At 38.9% G+C, this 20753-nt stretch carries 18 protein-coding genes; 11 read left to right on the top strand and 7 right to left on the bottom strand.

All coding sequences use genetic code 11. The features are described from left to right. On the top strand, window positions 1–512 hold a 512-nt coding region (locus ODQ17_RS02230), incomplete at its 5' end, for an OprD family outer membrane porin (protein ID WP_322901468.1). A gap of 77 nt (window positions 513–589) precedes the next feature. Here ODQ17_RS02230 and ODQ17_RS02225 read toward each other — a convergent pair. Continuing rightward, complete coding sequence (locus ODQ17_RS02225; protein WP_322901466.1) at window positions 590–1675, bottom strand: HlyD family secretion protein; 1086 nt, start codon at window positions 1673–1675, stop codon at window positions 590–592. Beyond that, window positions 1672–3249 carry an MFS transporter gene (locus ODQ17_RS02220; RefSeq protein ID WP_322901465.1) on the bottom strand — a complete coding sequence of 526 codons (1578 nt, stop codon included), beginning with the start codon at window positions 3247–3249 and terminating at the stop codon, window positions 1672–1674. The genes ODQ17_RS02225 and ODQ17_RS02220 overlap by 4 nt, the downstream gene beginning before the upstream one ends. Before the next feature lie 166 nt (window positions 3250–3415). On the opposite strand from ODQ17_RS02220, the gene ODQ17_RS02215 reads away from it, so the two are divergent. Next, a complete protein-coding gene (locus tag ODQ17_RS02215; protein ID WP_322901463.1) occupies window positions 3416–4039 on the top strand; it encodes a TetR/AcrR family transcriptional regulator in 624 nt (207 codons plus the stop codon). A gap of 92 nt (window positions 4040–4131) precedes the next feature. On the opposite strand, the gene ODQ17_RS02210 is transcribed toward ODQ17_RS02215, so the two are convergent. Continuing rightward, window positions 4132–5022 (bottom strand): AraC family transcriptional regulator, encoded by an 891-nt coding sequence (locus tag ODQ17_RS02210; protein WP_322901461.1) that lies wholly within the window; start codon window positions 5020–5022, stop codon window positions 4132–4134. 289 nt (window positions 5023–5311) lie between these two features. Here ODQ17_RS02210 and ODQ17_RS02205 point away from each other — a divergent pair, with 289 nt between their 5' ends. After that, window positions 5312–6364, top strand: coding sequence for an NAD(P)-dependent alcohol dehydrogenase (locus tag ODQ17_RS02205; RefSeq protein ID WP_151822316.1), 1053 nt, complete (start codon window positions 5312–5314; stop codon window positions 6362–6364). A gap of 73 nt (window positions 6365–6437) precedes the next feature. On the opposite strand, the gene ODQ17_RS02200 is transcribed toward ODQ17_RS02205, so the two are convergent. The 3 genes from ODQ17_RS02200 to ODQ17_RS02190 all read right to left on the bottom strand — a co-directional run bounded on the left by ODQ17_RS02200 (window position 6438) and on the right by ODQ17_RS02190 (window position 11691). Next, window positions 6438–7781, bottom strand: coding sequence for a PepSY-associated TM helix domain-containing protein (locus ODQ17_RS02200; protein WP_322901459.1), 1344 nt, complete (start codon window positions 7779–7781; stop codon window positions 6438–6440). 355 nt (window positions 7782–8136) lie between these two features. Then, window positions 8137–10101 carry a multicopper oxidase family protein gene (locus ODQ17_RS02195; protein WP_322901457.1) on the bottom strand — a complete coding sequence of 655 codons (1965 nt, stop codon included), beginning with the start codon at window positions 10099–10101 and terminating at the stop codon, window positions 8137–8139. Window positions 10102–10143: 42 nt separating this feature from the next. Continuing rightward, a complete protein-coding gene (locus tag ODQ17_RS02190; protein ID WP_322901456.1) occupies window positions 10144–11691 on the bottom strand; it encodes a tyrosinase family protein in 1548 nt (515 codons plus the stop codon). Between the two features lie 646 nt (window positions 11692–12337). Here ODQ17_RS02190 and ODQ17_RS02185 point away from each other — a divergent pair. The 4 genes from ODQ17_RS02185 to ODQ17_RS02170 are packed head-to-tail and all read left to right on the top strand — an operon-like array spanning window position 12338 to window position 15627. Then, window positions 12338–13357 (top strand): ABC transporter substrate-binding protein, encoded by a 1020-nt coding sequence (locus ODQ17_RS02185; RefSeq protein ID WP_322901454.1) that lies wholly within the window; start codon window positions 12338–12340, stop codon window positions 13355–13357. Window positions 13358–13359: 2 nt separating this feature from the next. Further along, window positions 13360–14370: a FecCD family ABC transporter permease gene (locus tag ODQ17_RS02180; RefSeq protein ID WP_322901453.1), complete on the top strand. Its 1011-nt coding sequence runs from the start codon at window positions 13360–13362 to the stop codon at window positions 14368–14370. Then, window positions 14367–15131, top strand: coding sequence for an ABC transporter ATP-binding protein (locus tag ODQ17_RS02175; RefSeq protein WP_000614440.1), 765 nt, complete (start codon window positions 14367–14369; stop codon window positions 15129–15131). Before ODQ17_RS02180 ends, ODQ17_RS02175 begins: the two co-directional genes overlap by 4 nt. Before the next feature lie 7 nt (window positions 15132–15138). Beyond that, entirely contained in the window at window positions 15139–15627 is a 489-nt protein-coding gene (locus tag ODQ17_RS02170; protein ID WP_322901451.1) for a GNAT family N-acetyltransferase, read from the top strand. Here the strand turns inward: ODQ17_RS02170 and ODQ17_RS02165 are convergent. Continuing rightward, window positions 15622–16410, bottom strand: a complete 789-nt coding sequence (locus ODQ17_RS02165) for an AraC family transcriptional regulator (protein ID WP_322901449.1) — start codon at window positions 16408–16410, stop codon at window positions 15622–15624. The two genes, ODQ17_RS02170 and ODQ17_RS02165, sit on opposite strands and share 6 nt — an antisense overlap. A 98-nt stretch (window positions 16411–16508) precedes the next feature. Here ODQ17_RS02165 and ODQ17_RS02160 point away from each other — a divergent pair, with 98 nt between their 5' ends. The 4 genes from ODQ17_RS02160 (at window position 16509) to ntrR (ending at window position 20717) form a co-directional block, all read left to right on the top strand. Beyond that, window positions 16509–17318, top strand: coding sequence for a sulfite exporter TauE/SafE family protein (locus tag ODQ17_RS02160; RefSeq protein WP_322901493.1), 810 nt, complete (start codon window positions 16509–16511; stop codon window positions 17316–17318). A gap of 181 nt (window positions 17319–17499) precedes the next feature. Then, window positions 17500–18384 (top strand): phosphoribosyltransferase family protein, encoded by an 885-nt coding sequence (locus tag ODQ17_RS02155; protein ID WP_322901448.1) that lies wholly within the window; start codon window positions 17500–17502, stop codon window positions 18382–18384. An 11-nt stretch (window positions 18385–18395) separates the two neighbouring features. Beyond that, entirely contained in the window at window positions 18396–19889 is a 1494-nt protein-coding gene (locus ODQ17_RS02150; protein WP_322901446.1) for a nicotinate phosphoribosyltransferase, read from the top strand. Window positions 19890–19949: 60 nt separating this feature from the next. Next, the gene (ntrR, locus tag ODQ17_RS02145) at window positions 19950–20717 is read left to right on the top strand and encodes an ADPR responsive transcriptional repressor NtrR (RefSeq protein ID WP_322901443.1); all 768 of its coding nucleotides are present in this window, start codon (window positions 19950–19952) and stop codon (window positions 20715–20717) included. The last annotated feature ends 36 nt before the right edge of the window (window positions 20718–20753 follow it).

The raw sequence follows: 20753 nt of genomic DNA, 5'->3' as shown, positions 1-20753 counted from the left end.
AACAACCTAATTTTGCGCTTACTTCTAAGTTTAAATATTTCAATGCAAAAGATGACGGCAATACTTTTGATATTGATGCACAAAACATTGGAGTACTAGAAACACTCAAAGTAAAAAATCATACCTTTGGCTTGGGCTACCAGCAAATTATGGGTGAATCGGCATACCCCTTACCAGACGGCTTTTTGCCAGAGACCTACTTCATTAACTGGAATGCAACAGGTTTCTTTAAAGAGGATGAAAAGTCTTACCATGTCATGTACGGCTACGACTTTAAAGACTATGTACCAGGCCTAAATGCGATGGTGAAATATGTTTACGGCCATGACTTTAAAGCAGCCAATGCCGAGAAAAACCATGAAACTGAGTCGAATGTGATTTTAAATTATGCGTTTCAGCAGCCGTTCTTAAAAGGCGTGGCCCTGCAATATATTCGTATTGATTACAACGTTAAACATGGCAATGATTTTGGCGAAGATCGTCTGTTTGTAAACTACACTAAAAAGTTTTAAAGACTTTTTAAAACTCATCATTAAAAAAGAGACCGTAAGTGGTCTCTTTTTCTCTCATATTTTGAAATCTAGACTATCTATTTATTCGTATCTATTGATACTAAAACCGATAAACCAGGGCGTAATAATTTAACGTCTTTTTGATTTTCAAGGAGCTTGATTCGTAAAGGTAGACGCTGAACAATCTTGGTAAAATTACCAGTTGCATTGGTCGCAGAGATCGGAGAGAAAAATGCACCAGTAGATGGAGAGAAACTATCTACCACGCCTTTTAGCTCAACGTTATAAGCATCTACATAGACATTAACAGGTTGTCCAATTTTTATTTGTTTTAACTCAATTTCACGGAAGTTTGCTTCTACATAGACTTGGTCTAAAGGTACAACCACCATGAGTGGATTACCAGCGCTCACAAAGTTACCTACGTTAGCTGACTTTTGACCAATCATGCCATCAATAGGAGCGCGAACCTCTGTATAACTCAAATTAAGTTTTGCTTTATCAAGTGCCGCTTGTGCTTGCTTAAGGGCAGCCTGTTTGGCTTGTACCTGAATCTTATATTGGTTGAGCTGAAATTGTGCATCAATCACTTTTTCTTTATTGCTGTCTAAGTCAGCATATTGTTCAGTCAATGTAGTCTTAGATTGCTGTGTAATTAATCTAGACTCCGCCCCAAGTGCCTGTAGTTGCTCATAACGCGCCGTGTTGTCTTTCGTGAGTTTAATTCCAGCTTCTACTTTTCTCAGCTGCGCTTCAGTTTCTCGAATAACAGTCGGTTGTCTATCAACTGCGAGCATTGCTTCACTCACGTCAGCTTGTGCTTTTGCATAATTAGATTCAGCTTCAGCCAAAGCAGCTTGATAATCGCGTGCATCAATCCTTGCTAAAAGTTGGCCTTTTTTTACGGTCTGATAGTCTTTAATATAAATTTCTTCAATATTGCCAGATACTTTAGGGGCAATCGTTGAGTACTCTACATCCACACGCGCATCGTCTGTTTCAATAGTCGAAGATGGTAAAAATATAAGTTTTAAAACCCACAAAATAGAAGCTAAGACAATAATGAACGCAATAACCATAACCCAATGCTTTTTGAGATATTGCACCTTTGTTAACTTAGGTGGTTCGGTGTGGGTAGTATCTTGGGCTTCGAGAGTACTCATAAAGATTTTCCTGAGTTATGACTATTCATTAACTTAATGAGAGCAATACGTGGCGGATAAGTTCGAACTGGCAAAATCAACATCACAATGAACAAAATAGCGGTAAGGCCAGCTAAGATGAGATATTGATCGCTAATAACTAAAACGGATTGTTGCGCTTGAATCGCAGAATTTAGGGCAGATAAACCACCTGAAACACGATCTGCACCATTTGCGTTAAGCACAGGGGGAGTAAGTGGATTAATAACAGGGCCTTGAATATTTTGGAAAACATGTTGGGCGGTATTTTCAATCAGCCGTGTTGAATGGTATTCGCCACGCACTCGATTGATCCAATCCAAAATACAAACACCCAGTACACCACTAATCGCACGCGGGGTGTTAATCATTGGTGATGCATAAATTGCCATGGTTGGGTGAACGCTGTTTGTTCCCATCATTAAGAGAGAGAGCACGACACAGGTTTGTCCCAAACATGAGATTGCATGCCAAAAATAAAATTGATCTTGATTCCATGTGGTATCAAGTTGACTTGCACCTAGGCAACCAGCAATGACCAGAAGTAAACCAAACCCGTGTACATATCGACTATCCACCCAAGCTTGGTTTAAAAGCTTCACAACAATAGGAATATAGATAAATTGCAATGCCGCAATTTGTAAGCCAATCCACATGGTCTGAGTGGGCTTATAGCCATGCACAGCACTTAAGTAATTTAGTGGTAATGTGCTGGTGGACATACCAATAATCACAAAACAAAACAGGGCAATAACGGCGTAGGCAAAATTTCGGATTTCGAGCATTTGCGGTTTAATTAGTGGTGACGGATAACGCCATTCATGTATGAAAAACCAAGGTAAAGTAATTGAACTAATTAAGGCTAATACACAAATTAATTGAGAATGGAACCAGTCTAAATGGTTGCCATGCAACAACATGGTGCTCAGGCTGGCTAAGCTAATAATCGCTAAAATGGCACCCATCCAATCGTAAGTTTTTATTCTTGAATAATTCAATGGATCTTGGGAAATCCCAAAGTACACCAGTGCAGCACTTAGCGCACAAAAAGGAATGGTTTGGAAAAATATCATTTTCCAGCCAATTACATCTAAATAAAATGCAGAGAGTGCGGCACTTAAGTTGGGAAAGAATGTTGCAGTTAATGCGTAGCAGGCGAGACCCCATAGCCGAATGTTAGGTCCTAAAAATCTAAGCGCACAGGCCATGAGCAAAGGAATGGTTAGACCATTAGCAAGCCCTTGTAAGCCACGCAATAAATAAAAGATTTCGATATTTGGACTGAAAGGAATTAAAACGCTAGAAAAGAGGCAAAGTCCTATGGCAAAAAGCAGAACTCTGCGCATAGAAAAAATGACTGCCCAACTGGTAGACAGAATCATGCCAATAATCATGGCACTCGCGTAAATACTATTAACCCAATAACCAGAGTCAACACTAATTCCCATCGCACCCCGAATGTCGACTAAGGTAATGCTCGTGATTCGGTTATTAAATTCAACAGTCATTGCAGCAAATATTGCACCTGCTAAACCGATGAGTGGCTTTGTATTCATTTTTTACCTTAAATCTTAAACATCCATTCATTGCAAGGAGTAGATATTTACTGTACTGTACCGATCGGTACTCTACTCTCTAATTAAATTTCCGTCAATTCTCGATTTTGAACTTTTCGATGAGTTACACTTAGAACGAAATCGCTAAAATTTTTATAAGGTCAATATGTCAGTTTCAACTAAAGCTAATGAAAAAGATCAAAAAATTCTGGATGCAGCAACCAAGTTTTTTTTGATTCACGGTTTTAGTGGAACAACGACAGACATGATTCAAAAGGAAGCGGGTGTTTCAAAAGCAACGATGTATGGGTGCTATAAAAATAAAGAAGCAATGTTTGCTGCCGTCATTGAACGTCAATGCAGGAACATGCAAGAGCAAATCATTTTAGTCGAGACAAAAGCTGAAAATTTACGCTCAGCTTTAACCGAGATTGGGAAAACCTATCTGTGTTTCATATTGTCGCATTCAGGATTGGCTTTTTTTAGGGTTTGTATTGCAGAAGCTGTAAGATTCCCTGAGTTATCTGAAAAATTCTTTGAATTGGGTCCACAGCGTCTAGCAAATATCATTGCAGGATATCTAGAAAAATCCGTTAAACAGGGCGAAATTGAATTAAGCTCTTCTTCAGAAGTTGCTGCGAATATATTTTTATCGCTATTAAGAAGTGATGCTCATCTAAAATGTTTGACACATCCTGATTATTTAATATCAGAGAATGAAATTAGTACTTGGGTTGAATATGCTGTTGATCTATTTATGAAAAATATAAATATTAAAAAAAGTATTTAATATCGTTCAAGGACAAAAGGTCCAAGTGCTGTGAATATTATTCCTCAGTAATAAGCTGCTATAAAAAAAGCCCTAAATATTAAGGGCTTTTTTTATATATTCTTAATATCTACTGACGGAGAAACCCCAAAAAAACGTTTATATTCTCGGGAAAATTGCGACAAACTTTCATAACCGACTTGAATACTGGTCGTTGAAATATCATATTCTTCGGTCATTAATAAACGCCGTGCTTCGGTTAACTTCATTCTCTTTTGATACTGTAAGGGACTCATTGAAGTGATATCTCTAAAATGTTGATGAAAACTTGAAGCACTCATACCCATTGTGCTTGCCAGTTCTTCAACGCTAAAGGATTTTGCAAAATTTGTTTTCAGCCATTCAATCGCTTTCACAATTCGATGGCCGGTAGTTCCAGCCGCCACAATGCGTTTAAGTCGATCGCCTTGTGGGCTTATCAATAAACGATAAAAAATTTCCTTAATAATAAGAGGAGACAAGATGGGGATGTCTTGTGGTGTATCCAGTAGTTTTATTAACCGTATAAAAGCATCATTCAGCTCTGAATTGACTACTCCAACAGCCATTCCTTTTTTCTCAGTATTTACGTCTTTAAAAGGTATGTGGGCTTCAAGCATGATTTGGGCGAGTACATACGGGTCTAGCCGTAGCACTATCGAAAGATAAGGTCTTTCAACTGAAGCTTCAAGAACTTGAGCAATTACAGGCAGGTCAATTGCAGTAAAAAGGAAATGGTTAGAGTCATAGGTATAGGTTTCTTCGCTAAGAATCACCTGTTTTTTACCTTGAGCGATCATACATAGACTTGCATCCATCATGCTGCTACTTGGTTGGGTCAATGTTTCTGCACGATATAAAGTCAGCCCCGTAATAGCTGTTTCGAATGTACCTTTTTCTCGGGTCCATTGATCGACAAGTTGAGCTAATTCTTGATTACTGTCTAGAGAAGACCTATTCGCCATTCAGATTCCACCGATTACCCTCTGTATTTTTATTGTAGGCATTTCAAATAAGAAAAATAGTGAGAAGTGCAACAATTCGGAGGATTAGGCAAATCTGTGAGAGGAATAGAACAACGGCTTACGATTTTCATTTTTATACTGATCAACATGGCACAAAGTCGATGAGTTGGAACTTAGTGAACCAGAACGTTCCAAAAACCTATTTATGGATTTTCAAAATCTATAGCCATCAATGAATGTCCAGCGAAGAAATCGTCTTTATTTAAACATTAAACATGAGAGAAAAAATATGACAATTGAAGTTTTAGGTTATGCCGCGCTGTCATCAGAAACTCCTTTAGTTCCGTTTAAGTTTGAACGTAGAACCCCACGTGAAGATGATGTTGTCATTCAAATTGAATATTGTGGTGTTTGTCATTCCGATCTACATCAAGCTAAAAATGATTGGGGATTTAGTGCTTATCCGATCGTTCCGGGCCATGAAATTGTAGGGCGCGTCACCTCAATTGGTCCTAAAGTCACAAAATATAAGGTCGGTGATTTAGTGGGTATTGGCTGTATGGTCGATTCATGCCGTACTTGTTCTGCTTGTCATTCAGGGCTAGAGCAATATTGTGAGGAAGGTAACATCCAGACTTATGGCAGTGTCGATCGCCATGATCAACGACCAACCTATGGTGGATATTCACAAAGCATTACGTGTAGCCAAGATTTTGTATTAAAAGTACCAGAAAATCTGGATGCCCAAGCTGTACCACCATTACTGTGTGCTGGTATTACGACTTGGTCACCGCTGCGTCATTGGAATGTTGGAAAGGGCAGTAAAGTCGCTGTAGTTGGTTTAGGTGGTTTAGGACACATGGCGATTAAACTTGCTAATGCTCTAGGTGCTGAAGTGACATTATTTACCCGCTCAGCAAATAAAGAACAGGATGCAAAACAACTCGGTGCACATCATGTTGTGTTATCAACAGATGAAGCTCAAATGAAATCAGTGTTAAATCAATTTGATTTAATTATTGATACCGTGCCTTATAACCATGACTTGAAGCCTTATATTCCAACGTTAGCTTTAAATGGAACGATTGTGTTAGTTGGTTATTTAGGTGAAATCAGCGCAAATTCAGTACCTATGATTTTAGGAAGAAAATCAATTGCAGGTTCAGTGATTGGTGGAATTAAGGAAACACAGGAGCTACTCGATTTTTGTGGTGAGCATAATATTGTGTCTGAAGTAGAGATGATTGATATGCAAAACATTAATGAAGCTTTTGAACGTATGCTAAAGAGCGACGTGAAGTATCGTTTTGTGATTGATATGAAAACACTGTCTGAAGATTAATTTTGTAGTCATTTTCGGCTGTGCATACTATGCGTAGTGTGCACAGCTCAAAGGTTTAATACCAATGTGAGTGTTATGATTTAGAAGGAATGTATTTACGCATAGCAAAGATAAATAGCGTAAATAAAATACTGAAACCAAAAACAGGTAAGCTTAGCCCTAGCACGAGACCCACCAATATTAACCCTATTTTTTGTGAGCCAGTTGCACGGTTCCAAACTAATAAGCTTTGACCAACAAAGTGACTCGTCATGAGTTTTAAATTCGAGTTTTTAAACGCAGCCCTATATGCATAAACAATCATAATGCACAGCACGAAAGCATAAAGTGCCAGTACCAATTGATTTATCCAGCCAAATAAAACACCAATATGCGCATCAACTCCCCAACGAGTGAGCTTTGCCACCAGTGAATAGTCTTTAAACGCAAGTTGATCGATGACTTTATGTTGTTCCATATCAATTGCGATACTGTCTGCTTGAGTTGGCCATTTACGCTGAATCTCGGCTATCGTCCAAGCTTGATTTCCACTGGTCGGTGGTTTGATTTGTATTTGTGCTGCATCAATGCCATGTGCTCTGGCTATTGAAAGAGCGCTATCGTACTCACTTGAAATAATATTTAAATTCAGGTTTTCACTATGTGGCATCTCGTGATGCTCATGGTGCATCACTGTAGGTAAATTATCTTCTTGAAGTGAAGTTGCCAATGTTGGGGTTTGCCAGTTAAGCCATTGACGAGCAATCCGAATATTATCTCCAGCCCATTCAGACCATGTAAGACCTGTAATGGCGATTATTAATAAGAGAGGGAATAACGCTAAACCCAACGTGCTATGCCATTTCAGTAATCTATTTTTTTGTGTCTGTCTGATTTTAAGATTTTGGCGACGTTTCCACCAATTATAAAGTCCAGTTAAAGTCAAAATGGCTAACCAGCTTGCAGCAAGTTCACTATAAAAGCGACCCCACTTTCCTAGTAATAAATTGCTATGTAACTGGTCGAGTGTAGTTCGAAATGGCAGAACCCCACTGGTACCATAAACCGCTAGATGGCCTTTAGCTTGAAGTGTAAAAGGATCAATAAAAACGGCTTCACTCGTAAAATCATGTATAGGATCTGAGAAAATTACACGAGTTGTTTGGTCAGCACTTGGGGCTGGTCTAACTTCAATCACCTGTGCAGACTTAGGCATTACTTGCTTTGCAGCTTCAATTTGCTGGCTCAGCATATGTGGCGGTTGCTTCAGTGACTCAACATATAGAACATCTTTATAAATCGCTTGCTCTATTTGAGGCGTAATTGCATAGAGTAAACCAGTGATTGCTGCGAACAAGATAAATGGCGCAATAAAAATACCAGCATAAATATGAATTAAACGGTAAAGACTACGCCAGAAGGATGATTGGGTCAGCATCAGAAAAGAGTGTTTGTCAGGTGGTGGGCGGATTATAACGACTTATTTATCTTGATGCTGATTGAGCTGTAACCAGTATTAAATTATTTGAGTAGCTCTTAGGCATATTGTTTGGTTTGATAATTAAATGGTTTTTATTACTTGGTAAATTATATATTTTTCACTTACGCCTTAAGATCTTATTTACATGACATATTTAATAATGAAACAACTTATTATTTAAATAATCTAGATTTTTTATCGTACATTCTTCTACAAGAACAGAAGATATCCAAATATCAGAATTAATATGTTAAAAACCGCTTATTTTAGGATAAACGGTTTTATTAGAATAAAATTGTATTATAGTCCGAAATTAATGATGGCCTTGGGAAATACCACCATTTCCATCTGAAAGACTTATTCGAATATTTTGCATCATGCCTTGATCTTCATGATCTAAAATATGGCAGTGCAATACAAAGTCACCGATGTAGCGTTCGTACTTGGTTCTAACAATGACTTTATAACTGGCTCCTTGTACGTTTTTAACCCAGATAGTATCTTTCCATGTCCCTTTTAGACCGCGATATTGTGGGTCAGGGGCAGCTGTTTTGTCATAGTCATCCACGGCGTTTATATCACTGACATCTTTACCGTTAGGGTCATACACTGCCACGACTTGAAATGGGTTTACATGAATATGAAAAGGGTGGCTGGCTAATTTAGAGGTGAGTATCCATTCATCTGTTTTGCCTAACTCGAGCGTACGGTCAATTCGATCTGGTTGATATGGTTTTCCATTCACCTGAAACTGAACTGGATCAGCATTTGTATCAATATTAAATTCTAAAAATTGTTTATACGGTGTAGTTGGTAAGTCCTGATGAGGAACAAAATGACTGAATTTCAGATTTTGTTGTAAATCTTGAAACACAGCAGGACGCATATCTGGGGCAATATTGCGTGCTGCATTATTGCTTAACGCCGTTGTTAAAGACTGAGGTGTTGAAGTGGCTTTATTAACTTGAATGATACCCAGTAAGCGTCTTTGCGAAAATGTACGGTCTACGTTAGCCGAAGCTGACGCCGCTTCATCAATTAGACAATAACGGCCTTCTTGCGGGAATTGCATTAATGCATCATAACGGTAACCCGGTTGAAAAACCGTAACTGTTTTATCCATAACCTGTTTAAAGGTTAGGCCATCGGCTGCAATAAGATGCTGACTTACAATTGGCCCTGTACAACTCTCAGTTAATAATTTCTTTTCACCCATTGGGGTCAAATCGAGTTTGGAAGGAATATTTTGCATTTGACGAACGCTTAAGTTGATACTGTCGCGGACACCTGCATGTACCATTCGCCAACGCTCAACTTGTCCTGCAACCGCTTGAGTAATGAAAGGTTGTATTTCGCCATTAATACTCGTATATCGGCCTGATTTCCCCCAATCACCCGGGCCAAACCCTTGATAATCTCTAATTTCACCAATTTGATTGTTTTGGCAAATATAGTTGCCATTACTATCGGTTTCGATATTTCCGTTAGCATCATAGCAAGCATATTGGATTTGCTGAAAAACTAGCGTTCTTTCCTTAAAACCATAAGTGAGTAAATCTAAATCACCTGTCTTATTGGGGGTAGGTTGACGATATCCACGAATAATTAAAGCTCCCGCCATACCACTTGCAACTTGAATAGCGGTTGAACCATGTCGATGTGGGTGATACCAAAATGTTCCTGCTGGATGATCGGGTGGAATGTTGTATTCATATTGGAAATTAACACCCGGATTAATCGAAATTAAAACGTTATCACTATTTCCTGCTGGGTTAATCCATAAACCGTGAGTGTGCATGTTAGTGCCATCAAAACAATGGGGTTTGTTCACATCAAAATGATCGCCAGTACAACTTGGGTCTTTAGGAAATTTTTTGTGAGTAATCGGATCTATATCAAGTTGGTTATCTAAATTTGCCCGTACGGTTTCTCCCGGAAATACTTCAATCGTCGGAGCAATATAAGGCGTATTGGGCTGCGTATTTGTACCTTGATAACTACGTAAAACGACTTCGTCATAACGATTTGTCGCTGGGTTCCAAAGTCTATTCCTCGTTTTTTTAACTTCCCAAGTAAATAATGCTTCATTTGAAGATTGCATTTGCGGCGTATTTGTTGATGAAACTTTCGGATTGGGTGCAGCAAGTAATGCAACATGTTTACGTGCAACAGTCATATCGGGTGGGTCTTCTAATATACGTTCAGAAGAATCATTTGCTGATACACACCAACTTACTAAAGTTAGAGGCGTGCATAATATTAAATGAGCTATTTTCATAATGAATATAGGCCTGAAAAAATCAGGCCTCTCCCTTAATTATTATTTTGAAGTTTCTAAGCGAACTTGAGAAATACTCAAGCCTTGAGAGCTTACTTTTTCTTTCACTTGATCAAGCGTTAAATCAGTAGCAACAAACTGAACTTCTAAGTCTTCAGCAGCCATTCCCAATTGCTTAACTTGATCACTGACTTGGTAGACCAATTGACCAATATGACCTGGGTGTCCGCCGTGGTCATGATCTAACACACCGAAGTAGTTAATTGTGGCAACATAAATTTTTTGGTCTGGTTTATTTTTTGGAGATAGATAAATTTTATAGGTTAGATTTGGATTACCAATCATTTGGACATTATCTAATATTAAATAGGTTTGTCCTGATGAGAGCTTTGTTTGAGTAAGTTGACTTGAGTTCTCTAGGAAACTTGCAGTTTGAGGGGCTAAAGCTACTTTTTGAGTTACACCCATAAGTTTAATGCTTTTATTACTGCTGACTGGTTTATGATTCATTTTAAATAGGTTTGCTTTTTCAGCACCTTTACTACTCATGACCGTAGCTTCAACTTTACAAGCATTTTCATTGGTATACCGCACTGGGATTTTACCGGGGGTGAATACATCAGCAATGGTCATGGTGACTTTATTGCCGTTTTCATCTGCAAAAGTATATCGGGTGTCATACCAACTATCTGGCATACCTAAATTTTTCTTGGCCCATTCAAGTGTAATGGGTTGCCCATTTGCTTTTTTATTTAACCAACATTGCCACAAGCGGTCGATATTTGCATGGTGCATATAAAATACGGGGTCTAAGCCTGCAATAGGTACAAATCCCATATCTGGTAGTACACAGTTTTTACCGACTGCACAGTGCATGACACCATGGGGTTGAGACTGTAATTGGTTAGAGAAGTCTGTGAAGTTATCCCATTTAAATGCTTGAGCAGCGCTGGCATTGTCTGGATCTATGGCGCTGATATTTGCATTTAAACCCGGTGTACGGAACTGATCATATAAGGTACCTGCTTGTTTACCTCGGACCAATTGAGGGAGTGCTAAGCCTTTACCATTAGCAGCTTTTTCTTGGTAATAATCCCAATAAGGAAGAGAGTAATCTTGCCCAACATATTTACGTACTGTTCGCTCATAAAAATAAAGCATCATACGGTGCCAAGGTAAGAAATTTAGATTGCCATGTTGGCATGTACCCCAAACTTCATCGGTAAAGCCATCATTTGGGACTGGTGAATTTTGAATATGCTTATAATAACTGTCACATACTGCTTTACTATATACCTCCAAACACTGTGGCATACGGTATTGATTAACATAATAATCTTTGTCTGTTGCATGTGTACCTGTACCAAAATAGCCATGTGTATTGGCCCAGTAATTAAAGCTTGTACGAAACTCCGGTGATAAAAGGGGAGCATTATTATTTGCTCGCATTTTTTCAAGACCCTTTTGTAATGCGCTTACTTTGGCTGGATCTTTTGCAAACTCCGTGGCACTCATTCGTAGTGAGTCAGCATGAGTCGTTAAGCTCATACCACACAATAGAGTTCCTAAAATATAATAATTTCTCTTCATGATTTTAAATCCTTGTCATGTTTAATATTCTTATATTTGATTATTTGTAATGTATGAATTTACCCTTGGGTTGGGTAATTCTTAATCTAATCTAGCATATAAAGAAGTTTTTATTAAAGTTTTATATTTAATATTAATAATGAAAAAATTTAATTTTAAAATCTGTAATTTTATAGAAAAACTTAATTATTGAGCATGTTGTTTTTAACATGTTTTTATTAATAATAAAAAATTTTAAAATAAAAATAATTATATTTTTGCTTAATATGTTTTGTTTTTTTAAATTTATGAGTTTAAAGTCTCATTATTAAATGAAATGTTAGATATGAAACTTTTTGATTAAAATTAAATATTAAAATTATTTTATTTGAATGGTTAGCATGCATGCTCTAAAGGTTTTGTATAGGGCTATCTATATTTTGATTTTTAAAATACAAATTACAATTGCATGATTATTAAGTTTATTTTGTAATTTTGGCATTTTTATTGCTTAATTACTCTTATCTTTAGTACAACATTTGATTTACTAACTTATAAATGATGATTCAAAACGTCTTGCTCTCTTATGGTGTCTTTTTCATATGAAAAATGCACCAAATAGACACGTCTTTTTATTTTGCACTATATTTGTGCGTTGGATGCTGTAATGAGGTTTTTGGCTTCGGTACTCACTTTACTCATTCTATGTGGATGCTCTTCATCTGAACAAAGTAGAAAAACTAAAGAAAACTTAGCACCCCATTCGATATGTGTTTTTGATAGTACAAATACAAAAGTTTGTGTAGCCGAACCAGCGCAAAGAATAGTTTCTCTATTTGAGTCGGGTTTAGATGGCTTATATATGCTAGGGCAAGGTCACAAAGTGATTGGTATACCAGCCGAAGTATACATCCAGCCTTTATTATTTAATGCTTATTCAAAAATAGATAAGCGTATTGCCAATAAACAGCTTGCGGCGCCTTCACAAGGGGCAAATGCAACCAATATTGAAAGTCTCGTATTGTTAAAACCTGATCTGGTGATTTTGGGGAGCGGGCAAACCCAAACGATTGACCTGTTGCGGCAGTTTGGCATTGCTGTATATGTCATGGAGTCAGGTACTTACCAGCAAGTAAAAGAAGAGCTATCAGAAATTGCTGTTCTGAGCGGCGCCCAAAAGCGAGCTCAGGAAATTTTAAATTTCTCAGATGAAATTGTGGCGGAGGTCGCAGCAAAAACGGCACGTCAGCCAAATAAACAATCGATTTACTATGCATGGTCAGGAGGACGTATTTTTTCTACCTCTGGACGTCAGTCGATTACCAATGACTTTATTGAACTCGCTGGGGCTTACAACATTGTTCAAACCAATGCTAACCAGCCCAATGTAAATCCCGAGACCCTCATTGAATGGAACCCCGACAATATTGTGCTTTGGAATACAAACCCAAAACTGATTTATGAACGAAAAGAATTACAAGGCTTAAGTGCCGTACAAAATCGTAAGGTATTTAATTTGAGTCCTGCATTTATATATAACCCCCATACCATCAAAATCATTATTACGGCGATTTATTTGAATCATAGTATTTATCCTGAACAGTCTGATTTATCAGTAAGTGCTTTACAACAGCGTATTTTAACCAAGTTGTATGGTGAGCACCTTGCCAAAGCGTTGGTGCAATGAATATGGAAAAGTTCAAATATTATTGGTTTTACCCATTACCGTTCGTGATGATTTTTATCTCGTTGCTCATAGGGCCAACGCAGACCTTGAGTGCATGGGACTATTTGCGGTGGGGTGTACAAGCAGTTTTTGGTACACCGTATTTTGATGCGGAACAATTTGGACTGATGCAAAAAATTCTGGTCAATGTCAGATTACCCAGAATTTTACTCACCTTTATGGTGGGTGCTGCGTTAGCAACTGCGGGAAATGGTTTACAGGCATTGTTTCGTAATCCTTTAGTTGACTCATATGTACTCGGTATTTCATCTGGTGCGGCGTTTGGTGCAGCTTTAGCACTTTCTTTAACTTGGCTTTCACCAAACCTATCAGCCTTTATTTTTGGTGTGTGCGCTGTTGGCTTAACGTATTTATTCGCACATCAAAAACATGAAAGCCAGACGTCGTTAGTGATGGTAATTTTATCGGGCATGATTGTTTCGGGGTTGTTTTTGGCAGGACTTACAGTTATTCAATACTTAAGTGATCCATTTAAATTACAAGCCATTGTGCAATGGACCATGGGCAACTTACATCAGGCGTCTTGGCAAAAAGTTCAATACGCCGTGCTACCGATTTGTATTGGCCTTGCCGGGTTATTTGCGATGCGCTGGCGTCTAAACCTAATGGCACTTGGTGCCGAAGAAGCACAAGCTGTTGGTGTTAACCCACGCTGGGAACAGCTTCTTTTAATTGCGCTGGTGACTGTATGTACCTCAACTTCTGTGGCAGCGGCGGGCATTATTAGTTTATATGGGCTATTTATGCCGCATATTGTGCGAATGTTGGTTGGGCCAGATCACCGCTATAGTATTCCTGCCAATATGATTTTGGGCGGTAGTTTTCTCCTGTTGATTGATAACTTTTCTCGGGTTTTACTAACGTTTGAAATACCGATTGGTATTTTTACCATGTTACTTGGCGCACCATTTTTCTTATTATTAATGAAAACACAGAGGACTCATTGGGCATGATTCAAATTGATCAGTTAAATTATGCCTATGGGCACAAACAGGTTCTTAAAAATATTCATCTGGAGTTTCCTGAAAATCAGTTTTCAGTGATTTTAGGGCGTAATGGTTGCGGAAAATCGACACTTTTTAAATTGATGGCGGGCCTAGAGCCCGTAAAAGATGGCTTGATTCGCTACTCAGGAAAACCACTATCGGACTTTAAAGGGAAAGATCGGGCTGCATTACTCGGTTTTTTACCGCAGTTTCATAAAACCGTATTTCCATTTTTGGTTAAAGATGTAGTGATTACGGGGCGTGCCGCTTTTAGCAGATATAGACCTTCAAAATCAGACTGGGAACGTGTAGATCAAGCTTTGCTTGATTTAGATATTGAGCATTTGCGTGACCGCCCTTATACCGAGCTATCGGGTGGTGAAAGGCAATTGGTTATGATCGCCCGCATTCTAGTACAAGCCCCAAAAGTTATTTTGCTCGATGAACCAACCAATCATCTCGATGTTTATTACCAGTCTTATTTAATGAAAAAATTGCGTCAGTTGTCGCGGCAAAATTTTACGGTGATTGCGATTATGCATGATCCCAATTTAGCTTTTTTATTTGCAGATCATCTGTTTTTCATGCGCCAACACGAAGTCGTTAAGCCTGAGTCTAAGACACGAATAACTGATCCTAAGTTTTTAAAAAGTGTCTACGATGTTGAGTTTCATGAAGCCATGATTCAAGACAAAACCATTGTTATCCCTGATCATTCTTGGCTATAAATAAAATATGACTTTTCACTATCATCTAGCAGACAAATCAGACTATGCATCTGCTGTAGAGTTTGCACTTTATACAAGACATTTATTATTCCCAGAAATCTATCATGGGCAAGTTCCCAAAGATTTAAAAAATTTTGGGCAATATTATGTTAATGATCCATTAGGTTGCTTTATTACGGTAAAAGATAAAAACCGTATTATTGGCACTATTGCATATCGGGCGTATGACCATCGTTTTGATTTAAATTTGCCATCTAATACAGTGGAAGTGGTTAAGTTGTTTGTATTGCCTGAATACCGCCGTAATGGCATCGCAACTATGCTATGTAAAATGCTGTTTAGCCATGCACAGAAGAATGAAATTACTACTTTGTATTTGCATACCCATCCATTTTTACCTGCGGCTGAAGAATTTTGGCGGCTCCAAGGATTTGACGTTATTAAACGAGAATGGATCGATACGTATGACACCATTCACATGAGTAAATCTTTATAGCGCTTTATTATGTGCATGAAATCTTTTTTGAAAATGGGTAGGTGGATAACCCATAATTTTACTGAACATTGCGGTAAAAGCTGCCGAGTGTTCATAGCCCAAACTAAAAGCAATTTCCGTAATTGAGATATTTTCTTTTAGGGCATTTAAAGCATAGATGATGCAGACCCGATTACGCCAAGCCTGAAAGGACATGCCAGTTTCTGACTTAAACCAGCGGTGAAAAGTCCGCTCACTTTTATTGTGGTCATGTGCCCAATTTTTAGGGCTGCTATGAATATTAGGATGCTGCATAAACTCAGCGCATTGTTGAGATAGTAATGTGTTGTGAGGCAGAGGAATAAACAGAGGTAGGGCTGGTGCAGCTTCTAACTCATATAACAACAAATCGATAAGAGCGCCGTCACGGCCTGCACGTTGGTAGTCAACAGGTAGCTGATTTGCCTGAATGAGTAACTGATGTAGCAAAGGTGAGACTTGTATAACCTCGCAATATGTTGCCTGTCTTGGGGCATTACTCACTTCTATATACAAACTATAAGTACTGACCTTAGATAGCCATACCTGATGTGGTTTGCCTGAGGGTATCCATACACCGCTGTATGGCAACACGAGCCATTGTCCATCTTCAGTTTCAACTTTCATGAGGCCTTCGGGTGCATACAAGAACTGTGCACGGCGATGGCTATGCGTATCTAACAAAGTATCAGCAGAATAATCTGAACCTAACGCTAAAACCGCTTGCGGTAGATGGTCTACATCATTAATTGGAATATTACGCATATATTTTTGGCTGAAATAAATAAAAAGATGGCTTTTCTACGTTAGTTTGCCATATGGCTATTTTATATCATGCCTCTATAAACGTGAGGAAGATGATGATGCTATATGAGCTATTTTTATTTGGACTACTTTCAGGAGTCACCACTTGGTTATTTGGTTTTGGCGGCGGTTTTGTTGCTGTGCCTTTGCTTTATACAGTCATTATTCAAAAGTGGGGCAATGAAAGCAGTGTCGGCATACATGCCATGCAAATTGCAGTTGCCACCTCGGCATTTGTCATGCTCTGCTCGGCAAGTTTTGCAACCTTTCGACATTATCGGTCTGGACATATAGATTGGCAACAAATCCGCTTTTTATGGGGTGGTATTGCACTTGGTGGAATTGTTGGTGCGGTAATGGCCTCATTGTTTAATGGAAATTGGCTTCGCTGGATATTTATGGGCTATGTGTTCATAACCATTCTAGATTGTTATTACCGACCAGGGTTTATGGTGGCATCAAGACAAAAGCAAAACTATGGTCAGAACAGCGAACGCATTAAAGGGGGAATTATTGGTTGGGTTGCAGCACTTTTAGGTGTGGGTGGCAGTGTAATGACGGTTCCTTTATTACGGCGGCGGGGTAGTTCTATGGCAGAGGCCGCGGCTATCGCAAACATTCTCACGCTGCCTTTGTCTTTAACTGCAACGCTGACCTATTGTGTATTGTCAATTTGGCAATCTGAATGGGCACCTAGTGGATTTATCGGTCTAATCTGGTTTGAAGCTGTTTTATTCTTGGTTGCTGGAACATGGATCGGACTATATTTTTCAGAAAAATTTATTTCAAAACTACCTGATTTATGGCGGGCAAAGGTGTATCCGCTACTTTTAATAATAGTTCTGTTCGTCATGATTTTTGTAAATTAATTTTTTATTTCAATTGCTTGAAGAATAATCTCTCTTAAAAATCGAATCTCAAAATGCTCTAAAACTGCAAATTTTATGTCTTAAATGGCTTTGGAAAAAGTTTAAAAATTAGACTTGCAATATATAGTGGCTTTATGCCACTATATATTCATCGAAGGTCATCAGACAAAAAGAGGATGATATGGCTATCCAGCTTTTAGATGCGGCAAGAAATGAAATTCCAGTGAAATTCACGCAGTTTTCTGGTGGAGAGCGTCATGTTCAAATTGATGAGACAACGTTGGGTTCACTATCTGGCAAGGTAATGGTTCGCGCCAATATGACCTCAAGTCACGATGTGATGGACTATTTGTTACTTGAAAATATATTGCTGACTCAGGGTTTAACCGTTGACCTAGAAATTCCGTATTTTCCATATGCACGTCAGGACCGTATTTGTGCAGTAGGCCAAGCATTTTCACTTGATGTGATGACGAAGCTACTTAATATCAATGCGGATAAGAAAGCAGGCAAACAAGGCAAAATCACTGTGTGGGACTGCCATAGTGAAGTAACCACAGCATTACTCGCTGCAAATACTTCTTTTAGCGAAGTTGTGAATGTCAGTTCAGTCGACATCATCGCAAAGAGTGAAACACTGAGCACATTGTTAAAAGATGAAAAAACAGTACTGATTTGCCCAGACAAAGGGGCGAAAGCACGTACACAAATGGTTGCAGACACTTTTAATCTTGAGCGTAAACAACCAATCACTATTGTTCAGTGTGATAAAAAGCGTGATCCAGTGACTGGCAAAATTTTAGGTACGCATGTACATGCGACTGATTTATCAGGCCTAACAGCGGTCATTACCGATGACATTTGCGACGGCGGTGCGACTTTTATTGGTATTGCCAAAGAACTCTGTCGCCTAAATTGCCATAAGGTCGTTCTATATGTGACCCACGGTATTTTCAGTAAAGGAATAGCGGTTTTTGATGGATTGCTTGACCAACTATTTACCTCAGACAGCTTTCCACAACAACCATCAGACAAAATTTCAGTAATTGCTTTTGCAGCAAAATAAAGAGAATAAAGATGACTATTAAACTTAATCCATTAAACGCTATCGATTTTTATAAAGCTGATCACAGACGTCAGTATCCAGAAGGCACAGAGTATGTATACGCCAACTTTACGCCGCGTTCATCTCGACTTGCTAAAATGTTGCCTGACTTTGACGATAAAGTTGTGTTCTTTGGGCTTCAGGGTTTTATTAAACACTTTTTAATTGATACATGGAATGAAGGGTTTTTCAAGCAACCTAAAGATAAAGTGGTGGCTGCTTATAAACGCCGTATGGATAGTTCATTAGGTGAAGGTGCTGTACCTGTTGATCACATTGAAGCATTACACGACTTGGGCTATTTACCATTACGCATTAAAGCTTTGCCAGAAGGCAGCCGTGTCAATATGCGTGTACCCGTGCTTACCGTAATTAATACAGACCCGCGTTTCTTTTGGTTAACGAACTATATCGAAACCGTGTTAAGTGCTGAGCTTTGGAAAAGCTGTACTACCGCCACTATTGCTTACGAGTACAAACGCTTATTAACTCAATATGCCGTAAAAACTGGTGCACCACTTGATTTTGTACCTGTGCAAGGACACGATTTTAGTAGCCGCGGTATGAGTGGCATTTATGATGCGGCGCAATCAGGGGTAGGCCACTTAACCAGTTTTATTGGAACAGACTCAGTTGCTTCAATCGACTACGCAGAAGAATATTACAATGCCTCAGGTGTCATTGGGGTATCTGTACCAGCAACCGAACATAGTGTGATGTGTATGGGTACAGAAAACAGTGAGCTAGACACATTTAAGCGTTTAATCTGCGAGCTTTATCCGTCTGGTGTTGTTAGTGTCGTGTCTGATACTTGGGACTTTTGGCGAGTGATTACCGAGTTTACGGTGGCTTTAAAACCTGAAATTTTGGCAAGACAACCCAATGCTTTAGGCTTAGCTAAATTGGTTTTCCGTCCAGACTCTGGTGACCCAGTTAAAATTATTTGTGGTGATCCAGACGCAGAAATTGGCAGCCCAGCCTACAAAGGTGCGGTTGAATGTTTATGGGACGTGTTTGGCGGTACAACAACTGACCAAGGCTATAAAGTACTGAATGAGCGTGTCGGTTTAATTTACGGTGACTCAATTACCCTAGACCGTGCTCAGCGTATTTTAGAAGGGTTAGAAGCCAAAGGTTTTGCTTCAAACAACTTGGTGTTTGGTATAGGCAGCTTTACCTATAACTACTTAACTCGCGATACTTTTGGATTTGCTGTGAAAGCGACTTGGGGACAGGTAAATGGAGTAGGCCGAGAGCTGTTTAAAGACCCGATTACTGACTCAGGTGTAAAAAAATCTGCGAAAGGTCTTTTACGCATCGAAGAAAGTGAAAATGGTTTTACCTTGTTTGATGAGCAAACAGCCGAACAAGAACAAGGCGGAGCACTAAAAACCGTCTTTGAAAATGGTAAACTTCAATATGAGTGTACTTTGGATCAAATTCGTGAGCGTTTATCCATCGCATAACTGAGTTTAGATGAGCCGTTGCATGAGTATCGGCTCATCATTTTTATTGAGAGGCTGAACGTGACTATTCAAACTGAAGAAGAATTCCTTGCCAGTTATGATCGCCGAGATTATGACGCACCTTTACTCACGGTCGATATGGCTATTTTCTCGGTTTTTAATGGTCAGTTGCAGGTATTACTCATTAAGCGCCCCAACTTTCCAGCCAAAGACCAATGGGCTTTACCGGGTGGTTTTGCCGATTTAACTCATGATCAAGACTTAATGGCCACAGCCTATCGTAAGCTGGTCGAAAAAACGGGGATCGCTTCACCTTACTTGGAACAAGTTGCTTCTGTCGGTAATGCTAAACGTGACCCGCGTGGCTGGGCCGTGACCATTTTGTATTTTGCTTTAATTGATTTTAATGCCTATCAACAACAAGCATTAGCTGAATACAGCGAATGGGTGCCTGTAGCAAAAGCACAAGATTTCGCATTAGCGTTTGATCATAATGAGTTGCTTAACTTGGCATTAGAGCGTCTCACCAATAAAACCCGCTATACCGCATTACCAGCTAGTCTCATGCCCGAGTTATTTACGCTGACCGAGCTACAAACCATTTATGAAATTATTCTTGGGCAATCTTTAGATAAAAAAGCGTTTAGACGCCGTATGATAGAAGGAGGTGCAGTTGAAGAAACCAATCACAGTAAAATTGTGGGGAAACGACCAGCTCAGCTCTACCGTTATGCACTCGATTCTTTCGATTTTATATTTCCTCGCTCACTCGAATTACCTAGAAATAAAGAGGGTGAAGATAAGCAAAACAATGAGCTTTCTGACTAGCGCATCTTGATGCACTTTGATTTATAATGCCGCGCT

The organism is Acinetobacter sp. IRS14 (assembly GCF_034650275.1).
Taxonomy (GTDB): domain Bacteria; phylum Pseudomonadota; class Gammaproteobacteria; order Pseudomonadales; family Moraxellaceae; genus Acinetobacter; species Acinetobacter oleivorans.
Note: the sequence above shows the minus strand (reverse complement) of the source record. Positions and strands in the feature narration are given on the sequence as shown.

What these genes read in the sequence shown, in the direction of transcription:
- ODQ17_RS02225 (WP_322901466.1), bottom strand. Translation starts at nt 1,675, where the DNA reads ATGAGTACTCTCGAAGCCCAAGATACTACCCACACCGAACCACCTAAG.
- ODQ17_RS02205 (WP_151822316.1), top strand. Translation starts at nt 5,312, where the DNA reads ATGACAATTGAAGTTTTAGGTTATGCCGCGCTGTCATCAGAAACTCCT.
- ODQ17_RS02180 (WP_322901453.1), top strand. Translation starts at nt 13,360, where the DNA reads ATGGAAAAGTTCAAATATTATTGGTTTTACCCATTACCGTTCGTGATG.
- ODQ17_RS02195 (WP_322901457.1), bottom strand. Translation starts at nt 10,101, where the DNA reads ATGAAAATAGCTCATTTAATATTATGCACGCCTCTAACTTTAGTAAGT.
- ODQ17_RS02200 (WP_322901459.1), bottom strand. Translation starts at nt 7,781, where the DNA reads ATGCTGACCCAATCATCCTTCTGGCGTAGTCTTTACCGTTTAATTCAT.
- ODQ17_RS02165 (WP_322901449.1), bottom strand. Translation starts at nt 16,410, where the DNA reads ATGCGTAATATTCCAATTAATGATGTAGACCATCTACCGCAAGCGGTT.
- ODQ17_RS02170 (WP_322901451.1), top strand. Translation starts at nt 15,139, where the DNA reads ATGACTTTTCACTATCATCTAGCAGACAAATCAGACTATGCATCTGCT.
- ODQ17_RS02220 (WP_322901465.1), bottom strand. Translation starts at nt 3,249, where the DNA reads ATGAATACAAAGCCACTCATCGGTTTAGCAGGTGCAATATTTGCTGCA.
- ODQ17_RS02215 (WP_322901463.1), top strand. Translation starts at nt 3,416, where the DNA reads ATGTCAGTTTCAACTAAAGCTAATGAAAAAGATCAAAAAATTCTGGAT.
- ODQ17_RS02190 (WP_322901456.1), bottom strand. Translation starts at nt 11,691, where the DNA reads ATGAAGAGAAATTATTATATTTTAGGAACTCTATTGTGTGGTATGAGC.
- ODQ17_RS02150 (WP_322901446.1), top strand. Translation starts at nt 18,396, where the DNA reads ATGACTATTAAACTTAATCCATTAAACGCTATCGATTTTTATAAAGCT.
- ODQ17_RS02210 (WP_322901461.1), bottom strand. Translation starts at nt 5,022, where the DNA reads ATGGCGAATAGGTCTTCTCTAGACAGTAATCAAGAATTAGCTCAACTT.
- ODQ17_RS02175 (WP_000614440.1), top strand. Translation starts at nt 14,367, where the DNA reads ATGATTCAAATTGATCAGTTAAATTATGCCTATGGGCACAAACAGGTT.
- ODQ17_RS02160 (WP_322901493.1), top strand. Translation starts at nt 16,509, where the DNA reads ATGCTATATGAGCTATTTTTATTTGGACTACTTTCAGGAGTCACCACT.
- ODQ17_RS02155 (WP_322901448.1), top strand. Translation starts at nt 17,500, where the DNA reads ATGGCTATCCAGCTTTTAGATGCGGCAAGAAATGAAATTCCAGTGAAA.
- ODQ17_RS02185 (WP_322901454.1), top strand. Translation starts at nt 12,338, where the DNA reads ATGAGGTTTTTGGCTTCGGTACTCACTTTACTCATTCTATGTGGATGC.